The sequence below is a fragment of the Rubrivivax albus genome, from assembly GCF_004016515.1.
Lineage (GTDB): Bacteria > Pseudomonadota > Gammaproteobacteria > Burkholderiales > Burkholderiaceae_C > Rubrivivax > Rubrivivax albus.
Genome location: NZ_SACT01000001.1, coordinates 921,377 through 936,159 on the forward strand (window position 1 = coordinate 921,377; position 14,783 = coordinate 936,159).

At 72.2% G+C, this 14,783-nt stretch carries 12 protein-coding genes and 2 tRNA genes; 9 read left to right on the plus strand and 5 right to left on the minus strand.

The window, feature by feature from the left end; all coding sequences use genetic code 11:
- The first annotated feature begins 42 nt into the window (after positions 1-42).
- Both ENE75_RS04330 and ENE75_RS04335 read left to right on the plus strand, forming a co-directional pair.
- Positions 43-1,182, plus strand: coding sequence for a sensor histidine kinase (locus ENE75_RS04330; protein WP_128195947.1), 1,140 nt, complete (start codon positions 43-45; stop codon positions 1,180-1,182).
- Between the two features lie 19 nt (positions 1,183-1,201).
- Positions 1,202-1,948, plus strand: a complete 747-nt coding sequence (locus ENE75_RS04335) for a LytR/AlgR family response regulator transcription factor (protein ID WP_128195949.1) — start codon at positions 1,202-1,204, stop codon at positions 1,946-1,948.
- A gap of 43 nt (positions 1,949-1,991) precedes the next feature.
- On the opposite strand, the gene ppc is transcribed toward ENE75_RS04335, so the two are convergent.
- Entirely contained in the window at positions 1,992-4,802 is a 2,811-nt protein-coding gene (gene ppc / locus ENE75_RS04340; RefSeq protein ID WP_128195951.1) for a phosphoenolpyruvate carboxylase, read from the minus strand.
- 92 nt (positions 4,803-4,894) lie between these two features.
- Here ppc and hemC point away from each other — a divergent pair, with 92 nt between their 5' ends.
- The 7 genes from hemC to mdeB all read left to right on the plus strand — a co-directional run bounded on the left by hemC (position 4,895) and on the right by mdeB (position 12,905).
- Complete coding sequence (gene hemC, locus ENE75_RS04345; protein ID WP_128195953.1) at positions 4,895-5,821, plus strand: hydroxymethylbilane synthase; 927 nt, start codon at positions 4,895-4,897, stop codon at positions 5,819-5,821.
- 29 nt (positions 5,822-5,850) lie between these two features.
- Positions 5,851-6,681, plus strand: a complete 831-nt coding sequence (locus ENE75_RS04350; RefSeq protein ID WP_128195955.1) for a uroporphyrinogen-III synthase — start codon at positions 5,851-5,853, stop codon at positions 6,679-6,681.
- Between the two features lie 140 nt (positions 6,682-6,821).
- Entirely contained in the window at positions 6,822-7,826 is a 1,005-nt protein-coding gene (locus tag ENE75_RS04355) for a uroporphyrinogen-III C-methyltransferase (RefSeq protein ID WP_233258911.1), read from the plus strand.
- A 34-nt stretch (positions 7,827-7,860) separates the two neighbouring features.
- A complete protein-coding gene (locus tag ENE75_RS04360) occupies positions 7,861-9,105 on the plus strand; it encodes a heme biosynthesis HemY N-terminal domain-containing protein (RefSeq protein WP_128196828.1) in 1,245 nt (414 codons plus the stop codon).
- Positions 9,106-9,177: 72 nt separating this feature from the next.
- A tRNA-Arg gene (locus ENE75_RS04365) sits at positions 9,178-9,254 on the plus strand.
- A 206-nt stretch (positions 9,255-9,460) separates the two neighbouring features.
- Positions 9,461-9,835, plus strand: coding sequence for a hypothetical protein (locus ENE75_RS04370; RefSeq protein WP_199232211.1), 375 nt, complete (start codon positions 9,461-9,463; stop codon positions 9,833-9,835).
- Positions 9,836-10,265: 430 nt separating this feature from the next.
- Positions 10,266-12,905: an alpha-ketoglutarate dehydrogenase gene (mdeB, locus tag ENE75_RS04375; protein WP_128195959.1), complete on the plus strand. Its 2,640-nt coding sequence runs from the start codon at positions 10,266-10,268 to the stop codon at positions 12,903-12,905.
- Here mdeB and ENE75_RS04380 read toward each other — a convergent pair whose 3' ends face one another.
- The 4 genes from ENE75_RS04380 to ENE75_RS04395 all read right to left on the minus strand — a co-directional run bounded on the left by ENE75_RS04380 (position 12,906) and on the right by ENE75_RS04395 (position 14,783).
- Positions 12,906-13,205, minus strand: a complete 300-nt coding sequence (locus ENE75_RS04380; RefSeq protein ID WP_128195961.1) for an ATPase with chaperone activity — start codon at positions 13,203-13,205, stop codon at positions 12,906-12,908.
- Positions 13,206-13,240: 35 nt separating this feature from the next.
- Entirely contained in the window at positions 13,241-13,537 is a 297-nt protein-coding gene (locus tag ENE75_RS04385) for a flagellar basal body protein (RefSeq protein ID WP_128195964.1), read from the minus strand.
- A 106-nt stretch (positions 13,538-13,643) separates the two neighbouring features.
- Positions 13,644-13,719 (minus strand) — tRNA-Thr (locus tag ENE75_RS04390).
- A 50-nt stretch (positions 13,720-13,769) separates the two neighbouring features.
- On the minus strand, positions 13,770-14,783 hold the full coding sequence (locus tag ENE75_RS04395) for a class 1 fructose-bisphosphatase (protein ID WP_128195966.1): 1,014 nt from the start codon (positions 14,781-14,783) through the stop codon (positions 13,770-13,772).

Below are 14,783 nucleotides of genomic sequence, written 5' to 3' on the forward strand. Positions count from 1 at the left end.
GTGCGGCAGAGGCAGGGAGCTTCGTATTATCGGCGCCACCCGATGCGCACCGACCCGCACGCCGCCGACCCCTTCCCCGAGACCCGGCCGCCCAGCGTCTGGCCCAGCACGCTGCGGCCGGGCGAGGCACGCCTGTCCAGCACCTTCGCCGAGTCGCGCTTCGACCCGCTGGCCGAGGAGCGTGCCCGCGCGGAGGCGCACGCGGCGGTGGCCTTCGATGTCTGCCACCCCGGCCTGGCGCTGCGCGCGGTGCTGGGCGTGCAGGTGGTGCTGGCCATCGGCACCCTGGTGGCCCGCGGTGCGGCCGGCTGGCCGGCTTTCGGCGGCACGGCCTTTGCCGGCCTGCTGGGCACGTTGCTGTGGCTGCTGCCGGTGTGCGCGCTGAAGCAGCCGCTGCGTCGCCTGCCGGCGCCGGCGCGCGCTGGCGTGGCGCTGTTGCTCGGCGCGCTGGCGGCCCTGGCGGGGCAGGCGCCGGGCTGGTGGCTGCAGATCGTGGCCGCGCCGGACGCGGCGCACGTGCTGGGCGTGGCGCTGGCCGGTGCCGGCCTGGCGGGCCTGCTGTGGGCCTGGCTGGACCTGCGCGCGCGGATCTGGGCACCGGTGGACGCCCGCGTGCGTCTGGCGGAACTGCAGTCGCGCATCCGGCCGCATTTCCTGTTCAACGCGCTGAACACCGCGCTGGCGCTGGTGCGCCACGACCCGCTGCGCGCCGAGCAGGTGCTGCAGAACCTGGGCGACCTGTTCCGCGCCGCGCTGGCCGACGCCGGCGCGTCGATCAGCCTGGACGAGGAACTGGCGCTGGCGCGGGCCTACCTGGCCATCGAGCAGGTGCGCTTCGGCCACCGGCTGCGGCTGGAGTGGCAGGTGGACACCGGGGTCGGCCGCGCCCGCGTGCCGCCGCTGATGCTGCAGCCGCTGGTGGAGAACGCCGTGCGGCACGGCGTGGAGCCGTCGGCGCGCGGCGCGCAGGTCGTCGTACGCGCCGCGCTGCAGAGGGGCCAGGTGGTCGTGGAGGTGATCAACACGCTGCCCGACGAGCCTGCCCTGCCCGGCACCGAAGGCCACGGCATGGCGCTGCACAACGTGCGCGAACGGCTGCGCCTGCTGCACGACGTGGCGGCACACTTCGAGACTTGGCGCGCCGAGGGGCAGCACCATGCGCGCGTCGTGATTCCGTTGTAGACGCCCGGAGGACCCCACCATGACCCTGCGTGTGCTGCTGGTGGACGACGAGATGCTGGCCCGGCTGCGACTGCGCAGCCTGCTCGAGGCCATCGACGACCCCCGCACGGAGGTCGTCGGTGAGGCCGCCGACGCGCAGGAAGCCTGGGTGCAGGCCGACGCGGCCGACCTCGTGCTGCTGGACATCGCCCTGCCCGGCGCCAGCGGCCTGGCGCTGGCACGCCGGCTGTTGGCGTTGCCGCAGCCGCCGGCGGTGGTCTTCGTGACCGCCCATGCCGAACACGCGCTGACGGCCTTCGACCTCGAGGCGGTGGACTATCTGACCAAGCCGGTGTCGCGCGACCGATTGCAGGCGGCGCTGCGCCGCGTGGCACAGCGGCGTGGCCTGCCGGGTCCCGAACCGTCGGGCGACGTGCCGGTGCTGGTGGTGAGCGACCGCGGGCGCGTGCTGCGGCTGCCGGTGTCGGAGGTGCTGTACCTGAAGGCGGAACTGAAGTACGTGACGTTGCGCACCGCCGACCGCAGCTACGTGCTCGACGATGCGCTGGCCGACCTGGAACAGCGCCTGGGCGACGGTTTCCTGCGCGTGCACCGCAACGCGCTGGTGGCGCGTGCCGCCGTGCGCGAACTGGCGCGCCGCGCCGGCGACGTTGACCCGGACGCCGGCGGCGAAGGCTGGGCCGTGCGCGTGGCGCCGGCCGACGAATGGCTGGCGGTGTCGCGTCGGCAGCTGGCGGCGGTGCGGCAGGCGCTGGCCGGCGACTGAATCCCGACCGCGACCACGACCGGCTTCACGGCGCCGCGCCGGCTCAGCCGGTGTTGCGCAAGCCCGCCGCCACCCCGTTGATCGAGATGTGGATGCCGCGCTGCAGCCGCGCCTGGTGGGCCGCCGCCTCGCGCTGGCCGCGGTAGCGGCGCAGCAGCTCCACCTGCAGGTGGTTCAGCGGGTCCAGGTACGGGAAGCGGTGCTCGATGGAGCGAGCCAGCGCCGGGTTGGACTGCAGCCGGCGAGCCTCGCCGGTGATCTGAGCCAGCGCCTGCGCCACGCGGTCCCATTCAGCGCGGATGGCGGTGAAGATGCGGCGCGCCAGGCGCTTGTCCTCCACCAGTTCCACGTAGCGGGCCGCGACGCGCAGGTCGCTCTTGGCCAGCACCATGTCCAGGTTGGACAGCAGGGTGCGGAAGAACGGCCACTGCCTGTGCATGCGCTGCAGCAGGGCCAGTCGCTCGTCGGCCGAGCCTCCGGAGCCTTCCTCGCCTTCGGTGAGGAACGCCGCCACCGCGCTGCCGAAGCCGTACCAGCCCGGCAGCGCCACCCGGCACTGGCCCCAGCTGAAGCCCCAGGGGATGGCGCGCAGGTCCTCGATGGCGCGGCTGGCCTTGCGGCTGGCCGGGCGCGAGCCGATGTTGAGCTCGGCGATCTCGCGGATCGGCGTGGCGGCGAAGAAGTAGTCGGTGAAGCCTTCGGTCTCGTAGACCAGCCGCCGGTAGGCCGCCATGCTGGCGGTGCTGAGTGCATCGGCGGCGTCGAGGAAGGCCTTGGGCGCACTCTTCGTCGGGTGCAGCAGCGTGGCCTCGATGGTGGCGGCCACCAGCGTTTCCAGGTTGCGGCGGCCGATCTCGGGGTTGGCGTACTTGGCGCCGATGACCTCGCCCTGCTCCGTCAGCCGGATCTGACCCTTCACCGTGCCCGGTGGCTGCGCCAGTATGGCCTGGTAGCTGGGGCCGCCGCCGCGGCCGACCGTGCCGCCGCGCCCGTGGAACAGTCGCAGCTTCAGGCCGTGATCGCGCTCCAGCGGTTCGAACAGCTCCACCAGCGCCACCTCGGCGCGGTAGAGCTCCCAGTTGCTGGTGAAGAAGCCGCCGTCCTTGTTGCTGTCGCTGTAGCCGAGCATGATGTCCTGCTCGGCCCCGCTGCGCTGGACCATCTCCAGCACGCCGGGCATCGCGTAGTACGCGCGCATGATGGGCGCGGCGCGCCGCAGGTCGCCGATGGTCTCGAACAGCGGCACGGCGATCAGGTCGGCCACCGCGTCCTCGGCCAAGGTGCCGCGCAGCAGGCCGGCCTCCTTCTGCAGCAGCAGCAGCTCCAGCAGGTCCGACACCTCTTCGGTGTGGCTGATGATGGCGTGGCGGATGGCGCCGCGGCCGAGGCGGGCGATGGCGTCGCGTGCCGTCTCGAAGATGGCCAGTTCGTCGCGCGCGAAGTCGGAGTAGGCCGCGCCGCGCACGCGCAGCGGCCGCGCGTCGTTCAGCAGCGCCAGCAGGCGTTGGCAGCGCGTGGCCTCGTCCAGCGCGCTGTAGTCGGCCTCCAGCCGCGCCACGCGCAGCAGTTCGGCGACCACGGCCTCGTGCTTGTCGCTGCTCTGGCGCAGGTCCAGCGTGGCCAGGTGGAAGCCGAAGACCTGAACCGCCCGCTGCAGCGGCTTGAGCCGCGGCGCCACCAGCGCACCGGCATGGTGGGCGCGCAGCGAGGCTTCGATGGTCGCGAGGTCGTCCGCGAAGTCGTCGGCACTGGCGTACGGGTCCTGCGGCGCCACCGCATGTCGCAGCGCCTCGGTGCCCGTGAGCTGCTGCAGCGTGGCCGCCAGCCGGGCATAGATGCCGATCAGCACGCGGCGGTAGGGCTCGTCGCTGCGGTGCGGGTTGTGGTCCGGGGAGCGGTCCACCAGGGCCTGCATGGCCGGCGTGACGCCCACCAGGATGGTCGACATCGACAGTTCCGCGCCCAGGTGGTGCACTTCGGTGAGGTAATGGCGCAGGACCATCTCGCTCTGCCGCGCCAGCGCCTCCTTCAGCGTGGCCGCGGTGACGAAGGGGTTGCCATCGCGGTCGCCGCCGATCCACTGGCCCATACGCAGGAAGGGCGCCACCGCGTGGCCGGGCAGGGCCTGTTCGAGCTGCGCATAGAGCTTCGGGATCTCGCGCAGGAAGGTGCTGGTGTAGAACGACAGCGCGTTCTCGATCTCGTCGCTCACCGTCAGCTTGGCGGTGCGCAGCATGCGCGTCTGCCACAGCTGGGTCACGCGGGCGCGGATCAGGGACTCGTTGTGCGCCCGGTCCGCGTCGCCGTCCAGGCCGTCGCGCTGGCCCACCAGTTCGGCGATGGCGCGTTCGGCATCGAGGATGCTTTTGCGCTGCACCTCGGTGGGGTGGGCCGTGAGCACCGGCGAGACGTGGGCCTGCTGAAGCATGGCGGCGATGTCCGACGCCCGGTGCCCGGCGCGGTGCAGGCGCTCGAAGCTCATCGCCAGCGAGCCTTCCTGCAGGTGGCCCGCGCGCTCGTGCACGCGTCGCCGGCGCACGTGGTGCCGGTCCTCGGCGATGTTGGCCAGGTGCGAGAAGTAGCTGAAGGCGCGAATGACGCTGACGGTCTGGTCGACGCTCAGGTTCTTCAGGAGCCGGTCGAGCACGCGGCCGGCGCTGGCGTCGGCCTTCAGGCGGTAGGCCACCGAGAGCTGGCGCACCCGTTCGACGAGCTCGAAGGCCTCCTTGCCTTCCTGCTCGCGGATCACGTCGCCGAGGATCCGCCCGAGTAACCGGATATCTTCCACCAGGGGCTTGTTCTTTTCCGCAGCCTCTCGGGCCTTGGTGTCCAGCAGGGTGGGTCGGCGGGCCATCGATCGTCCTCCTTGCGTGTAACCAGATTACCAAACGATGCTGAATTGTGCATGCAATCGCTGTGCCTGCCGCTGGCCATAATCGGTGCACCATGAATGACACCGTGATTGCCACGCGCGAAAGCCGACTGGCCCTGTGGCAGGCCGAACATGTGCGCGACCTGCTGCAGCAGCGCTTCGGCCTGGCCGTGCGCCTGCTGGGCATGACCACGCGCGGCGACCAGATCCTGGACCGCGCGCTGTCCAAGGTCGGTGGCAAGGGCCTGTTCGTCAAGGAACTGGAGGCGGCACTGGAAGACGGGCGCGCCCACCTGGCCGTGCATTCGCTCAAGGACGTGCCGATGGAGCTGCCGCCGGGCTTCGTGCTCGCCGCCGTGATGGAACGCGAGGACCCGCGCGATGCCTGGGTCTCGGCGCGCCACGCGTCGCCGCTGGACCTGCCGCAGGGCGCGGTGGTGGGCACGTCCAGCCTGCGCCGTGTGGTGCAGCTGCTGGCCATGCGGCCCGATCTGCGCATCGAGCCGCTGCGCGGCAACCTCGACACCCGGCTGCGCAAGCTCGACGAGGGCGGCTACGACGGCATCGTGCTGGCCGCGGCCGGGCTGATGCGGCTGGGGCTGGAAAGCCGCATCCGCATGCGCTTCGACGTCGACACGATGATCCCGGCCGCCGGCCAGGGCGCGCTGGGGCTGGAGGTGCGCGAGGACGCCGCCGACCTGCGCGCGACGATCGCGCGGCTCGTGCACGCGCCCACGCTGCTGGCCTGCGAGGCCGAGCGCGAGGTCTCGCGCGGCCTGGGGGGCAGCTGCAGCATGCCTCTCGCGGCGCATGCCCACTGGGTGGGCAGCGAACTGAAGCTGGCCGCGGCGCTGGGCGACGGCGTGGCGCCGACGCGGCCCCTGCTGAAGGTGGAACTCACCGCGGCCGTGCAGGGGGTGGACGAGGCGCGTGCCCTGGGCGCCCGCGCCGTGGCGGCCTTGCGCGCGCAGGGGGCGGCCGGCTACCTGCCAGCGGCCTGACCCTGCCTGCCTTGCACGGGGCGTCCGGCATGGCTCTGCGCGCCATCGTCACCCGCCCGGCAGCGCAGGCCGCCGACTGGGTCCGCGACCTCGGTGCGGCACTCGAGACACGCGGCGAGCGTGAGCTGGAGGTCGTCGCGCTGCCGCTGATCGCGATCCATCCCCTGGCCGACCCCACGCCCCTGCACCGGGCCTGGGCCGAGCTCGCGGAGCAGTCCTTGGTGTTCTTCGTCAGCGCCAATGCGGTGACGCACTTTTTCGCGGCCCGGCCGCCGGGTCTGGCCTGGCCCGCCGCCACGCTGGCGGCCGCGCCCGGACCGGGCACCGCCGCGGTGCTGCGCGAGGCCGGTGTGCCGGCGGCGCAGATCGTGGCGCCTGCGCCGGATGCACCGACGTTCGACTCCGAGCAGCTCTGGTCGCTGCTCCGCACACGCGACTGGTCCGGCCGCCAGGTGCTGATCGTGCGCGGCGAGGACGGACGCGACTGGTTGGCCGAACAGTTGCGTGACGCCGGTGCGCAACCCCGCTACCTGGCGGCTTATGCCCGCGGTGCACCCGTGCTGGGCGCCACCGAGCGGACGCTGCTCGATGCCGCTGCAGCCGATCCGGCCGCCCACCTGTGGCTGTTCAGCAGCAGCGAGGCCGTGCGGCACCTCGTGCAGTGCTGGCCGGTGCCCGCGGGTGCGCGGGCACTGGCCACGCATCCCCGCATCGCCGAGGCAGCGCAGACGGCCGGCTTTGCGCAGGTGATGCTGACAGCGGCCACGGTGGCTGCCGTGACCGACGCGCTGGTGCAGGCGCGGCACGTGCCCCAGGGCGTCGTCGGGCAGGCCCGATCGCTACAATCCGGGTCGCTGTGAACACCCCTTCTCCAGCGCCGGTCCCGCCTGTCGCGGCCGAGCCCGCTGCGCCGGTGCACCCGCCGGCTCCTTCGCCAGACCCGTCGCCTTTGCCACCACCGGCCCGGCCGGATGGCCGCCTCTGGCAAGCCGCCGCCGCCGTGGCCACCGTGCTGGCCGTGTCCGCGCTGGCCCTGGCCTGGAGCGGCCGCCAGCGGGTGCAGACGCTGGAGGGCGAGCTCGTGCGCCGCCAGCAGGCCAGCGCCGAACAGGCCACGGACGCGCGTCTCTTGGCGCGTCAGGCCCAGGAACTGACGCGCGACACGGCCGCCAAGATGGCGCTGCTGGAGGCCCGCGTGGCCGAGTCCGCCGTGCAGCGCTCGCAGGTCGAGGACCTGATGCAGTCGATCGCGCGCTCGCGCGACGAGAACGTGCTCGCCGACATCGAGGCCGCGCTGCGCGTGGCACTGCAGCACAGCGCCATCACCGGCAGCACCGAGCCGTTGCTGGCGGCGCTGCAGCAGGCCGATGAGCGGCTTGCCCGGCACAGCCAGCCGCCGCTGGAACGCGTGCGGCGGGCGATAGCGAAGGACATCGAGCGCACCCGTGACGTCGGTGTGGCCGACATCGCGGCGCTGACCCTGCGGCTGGACGAGGCGATCCGCGCGGTCGATGACCTGCCGCTGCTGTCGCGCCCGGACCGCCAACCCGCCGCAGTACGGCCCACGGAGGTGGCGCGCCCGCCTGCAGCATCGGCATCGGCCAACGCCGTGGCGGCGGAAGGCGACGTCAGCCCGTGGCGCGCGCTCTGGCAGGCCTGGGGTGTGCAGGTCTGGCAGGAGGTGCGCAGCCTGGTCCGCGTGACCCGCATCGACCAGCCCGACGCCATGCTGGTGGCGCCGGAGCAGGCCTGGTTCCTGCGTGAGAACCTCAAGCTGCGCCTGCTGAATGCCCGCCTGGCCCTGCTGTCGCGCCAGTTCGACACGGCACAGTCCGACCTGCGTGACGCCCGCACGGCACTGGAACGCTACTTCGACCGCAACGCGCGCGGTGTGCAGGGCGTGGCCAACACGCTCAGGCAGGTGATGGCGCAGGCCCGCCAGGTCGGTGTGCCACGGCCAGATGCCACGCTGGCGGCCATCGCCGCTGCGGCGGCCGGCCGGTGAACCGCCGGCAGGGCGGCAGGAGCGGCCGGCGATGATGCGCCATGTGATCTGGCTGGTGCTGGTGGCCGTGGCCGCCGTGGTGGCCGCGGTGACTTTCGGCCGCAACGACGGCCTCGTCAGCATCTTCTGGGGTGGCTGGCGCACCGACCTGTCGCTGAACCTGGCGGTCGTGCTGTTGCTGGGCGGTGGCGCCGTGGTGCTGATGGCGGCCCAGGCTCTGATGGCCCTGGTCTCGCTGCCCACGCGGGCGGCGGAGTGGCGCGCGCTGCGGCGCGAACGTGCGGCGCAATCGGCATTGCGCGAGTCGATGGCCGAGTACTTCAGCGCCCGCTACAGCCGCGCACACAAGGCTGCGCAACGGGCGCTGGTGCTGCACGCCGACGGTGCCGGCACCGACCGCGAGTTCGCCGTGCTGGCCCATGTGCTGGCCGCCGGCAGCCTACACCGTCTGGCCGACTGGGCCCGCCGCGACGAGCAGCTTGCGCAGCTGGCCACGCTGCTGGCGCAGCCCGGCCAACCACGCCGGGCCGACGACGGCGCGCGCCTGCTGGCCGCCGAGTGGGCGCTGGACGACCGCGACCCCGAGCGCGCACTGGCGCTGCTGGCGGACCTGCCCCCCGGTGTGGCGCGCCGCACCCAGGCGCTGCGGCTGAAGCTTTCGGCGGCGCGGCTGTCACGCGCGCCGCTGGAGGCGCTGCAGACGGCGCGGCTGCTGGCCAACCACCAGGCGTTCTCGCCCGACGTGGCCCGCAGCCTGCTGCGTGCGCTGGCGGCCGACGCGCTGGCCGCGCCGCACGATGCCGATCAGCTGCGCCAGGTCTGGCAGCGTCTGGATGCGTCCGACCGGCGCGATCCAGCGACCGTGGCCACGGCGGCCGAGCGCGCATCGGCGCTCGGAGCGCACGACGATGCTCGCCAGTGGCTGCTGCCCCTGTGGGAGAAGCTGGCATCGCTGGACCCCGAGGACCGTGCTCGCATCGCCACGGCGCTGATGCGGTCGGTGACCGGCATCGGCGCCGACTGGCTGCCGCGTCTGCAGGAGGCCGCGTCCCGGCACGCCCACGAGCCTGCGCTGCTGGCGGCCGTGGGTGCGGCCTTCGCCGAGCGCCAGCTTTGGGGCAAGGCGCGCCAGCTGCTGGAGCCCGCCGCTCAGGACGCCCGCCTGGACGTGGCGACCCGGCGCCTGGCCTGGCATCGCCTGGCCGCGCTGGCGCGGGTGGAAGGCGACGAGGCGCGCGCTGCCGCTTGCGACCGCGCCGCCAGTGCGCTGGGGGCCTGAACGGTGTCGGAGGCCGCCCCGGGGTCGTCCTTGTCTCTCGACCCAAAACTCGTGCTATAGTCTTGGGCTCGCGCGGCTGTAGCTCAGCTGGATAGAGTACTTGGCTACGAACCAAGGGGTCGTGGGTTCGATTCCTGCCAGCCGCGCCACCTTCATCAAGGGGTCACGTTCGAGAGAGCGTGACCCCTTGTTCTTTTCCGGGGCCCCTCCGCCGGGTCGTTGGCGGCACCATCTGCGACAGTGGGGCGATGCCTGCAAAGACCCGTGGCTGTGCGGCCCGTGTCGGTATCGATATCCTGCGGTCCCCATGGAACCTGCAGTGAAGGCCCACCGTCGTTCCGCATGGCGTCGAGCTTTGGTCGTCGCCGCGATCGTAGTCGCCACCCTGGGCCTGGTCTGGAGTCAGTTGCCCAAGGGCAGCTACCCGACGGACCTGGCGCGCATCGGTCAGGGTCAGGCGGTGCTGGTGCTGGCGATGGACGGCAACTACCAGGCCGGGGCCGCCGTGATGCACCTGATGCACGGGCTGCGGCGTGAATATGCCGATGCCGTGCATTTCGTGGCGGCGCCGCTGGCACGGCCGGAGGGGCAGGCGTTCGCTCGCCGACACCAGGCGGCCGACGGCACGGTGCTGCTGTTCGATGGCAGCGGCCAGCGCGTGGCGGTGCTGCACGCCCCGCAGACCGAGGACGAACTGCGGCAGGCGCTGCGGCAGGCCTTCGGGCACTGAGCCCGGAAGGTGAGGCCGGTGTCAGGCCGGTGACTGAAGGGGCGCCGTCGATGGCCAGGGCCACCAGCACCCCGGGGTCCTTCTGCGCCACGTAGTCGGCCAGCGCCAGCACCTGGGCGGTGCCCAGTCGTCGCGTGTCGTCCAGCGACACCTCGGCCTCGCGCCAGCGGGCGTCCGGCCCGCTGGGCAGCAGCCCGCCGAAGGCACCGGCCGCCACCGTCACCAGCGCCAGCGGCCCCAGCGGGCGCAGCAGGCGGTTGAGCAGGGTCACGCGCTCCGGCCCGGAGGCCTGCGCGTAGAGCGCGGCAACACGGGGCGGCAGGTCTCGGGCATCCATGTCGTGCACGGTAGGCCCGGTCTGTGAATCGATGGTGAAGACCCTGAAACCGACCGCGTCATCGGCGCGCAAGGGCGCCGCTACAGTCCCGACATGGACATGAGCACCCCACCCGACGCCGACCCGCAGGAACTCCAGGAGTGGCGCGACGCCCTGCAGGCATTGCTGGCCCATGCCGGACCGGCGCGCGTGCGGCAGGTGATGGATCTGCTGGCGGCCGATGCACGCGAACCCGCGATCGGCTGGCATCCCCCGCGGGGCACGCCCTACGTCAACACGATCCCGCCCGAGCGCCAGCCGCACTTCCCCGGCGACCTGGCCATCGAGGAGCGGCTGGCGTCGCTGATGCGCTGGAACGCGCTGGCGATGGTGGTGCGCGCCAACCAGGCGCATGGCGAACTCGGTGGCCACATCGCCAGCTACGCCAGCGCGGCCGACCTGTTCGAGGTCGGCTTCAACCACTTCTTCCACGCCCGCGACCTGGTGTTCTGGCAGCCGCACTCGGCGCCGGGCGTGTACGCGCGGGCCTTCCTGGAGGGGCGGCTGACCGAGGCCGACCTGGCGCACTACCGGCAGGAACTCAGCGCGCCGCGCCGGGGCGCGCGGGGCCTGTCGAGCTACCCGCACCCTTGGCTGATGCCGGACTTCTGGCAGTTCCCCACCGGTTCGATGGGCATCGGCCCGATCAGCAGCATCTACCAGGCGCGCTTCATGCGCTACCTGGCCCACCGCGGCATCGCCGACACCGCCGGCCGCCGCGTCTGGGGCGTGTTCGGCGACGGCGAGATGGACGAGCCCGAGAGCATGAGCGCGCTGACGCTCGCCGCGCGCGAGGGCCTGGACAACCTGGTCTGGGTGATCAACTGCAACCTGCAGCGGCTGGACGGGCCGGTGCGCGGCAATGGCCGCATCGTCGATGAACTGGAGGCGCTGTTCGAGGGTGCCGGCTGGCGCGTCATCAAGCTCGTCTGGGGCAGCGACTGGGATGGTCTCTTCGCGCGCGACCGTGACGGTGCGCTGCGGCGTGCCTTCGCGCACACGGTGGATGGCCAGTTCCAGACCTTCGCCGCCAAGGACGGCCGCTACAACCGCGAGCACTTCTTCGGCCAGGACCCGGCGCTGGCTGCGCTGGCCCAGGGGCTGACCGATGAGCAGATCGACCGCCTCAAGCGCGGCGGGCACGACCTGGTGAAGATCCACGCTGCCTACGCCGCCGCGGTGCGTGGCGACGGCCGGCCGGTGGTGGTGCTGGCGCAGACCAAGAAGGGCTACGGCATGGGTCAGGCTGGCCAGGGCCGCATGACCACGCACCAGCAGAAGAAGCTCGATCGCGAGGACCTGATCGCCTTCCGCAACCGTTTCGCACTGCCGCTGGATGATGCGCAGACCGAGGCGCTGGCCTTCTACCGCCCCGCCGACGACGCGCCGGAGATGGCCTACCTGCGGGCCCGGCGCGACGCGCTGGGCGGTGCGATCCCGCAGCGCCGCGCCGACGCACCCGCCCTGCCGGTGCCGGCGCTGCCCGACATCGCCGGCTTCGCGCTGGACGCCGACGGCAAGGAGATGAGCACCACGATGGCCTTCGTGCGCCTGCTGGGTGCGCTGCTGAAGGACCCGGTGCTGGGCCCGCGCGTGGTGCCCATCGTGGCCGACGAGGCGCGCACCTTCGGCATGGCCAACCTGTTCCGCCAGGTGGGCATCTACAGCCGATCGGGCCAGCAGTACGAACCTGAGGACATCGGCTCCGTGCTGGCCTACCGCGAGGCGCGCGACGGCCAGATCCTGGAGGAGGGCATCAGCGAGGCGGGCGCCCTGGCCAGCTGGACGGCCGCGGCCACCAGCCACAGCGTGCACGGCGAGCCGATGCTTCCGTTTTACATCTACTACTCGATGTTCGGCTTCCAGCGTGTGGGCGACCAGATCTGGGCCGCGGCCGACCAGCGCGCGCGCGGTTTCCTCCTCGGTGCCACGGCCGGCCGCACCACGCTGGGCGGCGAGGGCCTGCAGCACCAGGATGGGCACAGCCTGCTGGTGGCCGCGCAGGTGCCCAACTGCCGCGTCTGGGACCCGGCCACCGCCGGCGAGATGGCGGTCATCGTGCACCACGGCATGCAGGAGATGCTGGTCGAGCGGCGCGACGTCTTCCACTACCTGACGCTGATGAACGAGAACCACGCCCAGCCGTCGCTGCCGGCCGGCGACGCGGCCGACGTGCTGCGCGGCCTGCGCCGTGTGCGGGCGGTGGCGGACGGCCGTGCGGCCCCGGTGCGGCTGCTGGGCTCGGGCACGCTGCTGGTCGAGGCCCTGGCCGCGGCCGACCTGCTGCGCGAAGACTGGGGCGTCGACGCCGAGGTGTTCAGCGCCACCAGCTACGCCGAGCTGGCCCGGGAGGCACGCGCCGCCGAACGCGCGGCGCGTCTGCAGCCCGGTACGCCGGGCGTGCCCACGCAGCTGGCACGCCTGCTGCCCGGCGCGGCGCCGGTGGTGGCGGTGAGCGACTGGGTGCGCGCGTGGCCGGGGCTGATCGCACCGCACCTGGCGGCGCCCATGACCATCCTGGGCACCGACGGCTTCGGGCGCAGCGACACACGGGCGGAGCTGCGTCGCTTCTTCGAGGTCGACCGCTGGCATGTCGTGCTCGCCGCGCTGCAGGCCGTGGCCCCGCAGCACGTGGCTGCTGCCGTCGGCCGGTACGGCATCGACGCGGCGGCGCCGGCGTCGTGGACCGTGTGATCAGTCGCCGGGCCCCAGCAGTTCGGCCAGGCGGGTCATCACCCAGCGGGTCTCGGCTTCGCTGAGATCCAGCCCGCTCACCGGCAAGCCGCGTGCGATGCGCTCCAGCGTGTCGGCGGTGGTGATGCCCAGCGACCAGCGCTGCGTTCGTGCGGTCTCCAGGAGCATCTGCGCCAGGTCCTCGCAGAGTTCGTAGCGCTCGGCGATGTGCTCGCGTGCCGCGGTCGGCTTGATCCGTCCCGGAGCCACGAACAGGGCCACGAAGGAAGGTGGGACGAAGATCTGGCAGTCGTCGGACATCGGCGCATTGTGGCGCCGGCGCCCGATCCAGCGGGTCAGGCGACGGCGTCGAGCAGGGCGCCCGCCATGGTGTCGCCGGCCTTGAACACGGCCAGGTTGGCCATGAAGGCGTGGCTGGCGCTCAGCTGCCCCACCATGTCGGCGGCCAGGTCCGGGCCCGCGGCCGCAGCGCGCTGCCAGGTGGCCGTGGTTCCGCCCGAGGCAGTCTCGGTCTGCGCGACCATGCTGCGGCGGAAACCCTCGGTGCCCCCGTTGGCCAGGTTGTGTGCGTGCGCCTGCAGGCGCTGCTGCGCAGCGGCCATGCCGGACAGGGCGACGCTGGAGGTGTTCATGGCGCCCACTGTAGGCCAGAGTGGCTGTGTGCAGCGCAGCCCAGCAGCCGCCAAACGTGAAAAAGCCCGCCGGTCGCAGCGCGACGGGCAGGCTTTCCACGGAGGTTGGTGCCGGTGAAGAGAGTCGAACTCCCGACCTTCGCATTACGAATGCGCTGCTCTACCAACTGAGCTACACCGGCCAAGCCCGCAAGTATAGCCTGCCATGCAACCAATGGTTCAGGCCGAAGGATCAGGCAGGCGTGTCCGCGTGGTAACCCGTCACGCGCTCGACCTCGTGGCGCGAGCCCAGCATCACGCTCACGCGTTCGTGCAGCTTCTTCGGCACGATGTCCAGGATGCGCTCGTGCCCGTTGGTCGCCCGGCCACCGGCCTGCTCTACGAGGAAGGCCATCGGGTTGGCCTCGTACATCAGGCGCAGCTTGCCCGGCTTGTCCGGTTCGCGCTGGTCCCAGGGGTACATGAAGACGCCACCGCGCGTGAGGATGCGGTGCACGTCGGCCACCATGCTGGCCACCCAGCGCATGTTGAAGTCCTTGCCGCGAGGGCCTTCCTTGCCCTGCAGGCACTCGTCGATGTAGCGCTTCACCGGCGGTGCCCAGTGGCGCATGTTCGACATGTTGATCGCGAACTCCTTGGTGTCCTCGGGGATCTGCACGCCTTCTTCGGTGAGCAGCCAGGAACCGGTCTCGCGGTCGAGCGTGAACATCGCGACGCCGCTGCCCACGGTGAGCACCAGCGTGGTCTGCGGCCCGTAGACGCAGTAGCCCGCCGCGGCCTGGTGCTTGCCGGGCTGCAGGAAGTCCTCCTCGCTGACGCCGCGCGTGTGGCCCTGCTTGCGCAGCACGCTGAAGATGGTGCCGATGGAGACGTTGACGTCGATGTTGCTGCTGCCGTCCAGCGGGTCGAACAGGAGCAGGTACTCGCCCTGCGGGTAGCGGTTGGGCACGACGTGGATGGAATCCATCTCCTCGCTGGCCATGGCCGCGAGGTGGCCGCCCCACTCGTTGGCCTCGACCAGCACCTCGTTGGCGATGACGTCGAGCTTCTTCTGCACCTCGCCCTGCACGTTCTCGCTGCCGGCGGTGCCCAGCACGTCGCCGAGCGCGCCCTTGTTGACCGAGATGGCGATGCGCTTGCAGGCGCGGGCGACGACCTCGATCAGCAGGCGCAGCTGGCCCGGGATGTGGCCATGCTCGCGCTGCTGTTCGACCAGGTACTGGGTGAGGCTGATGCGGCGGGGCAT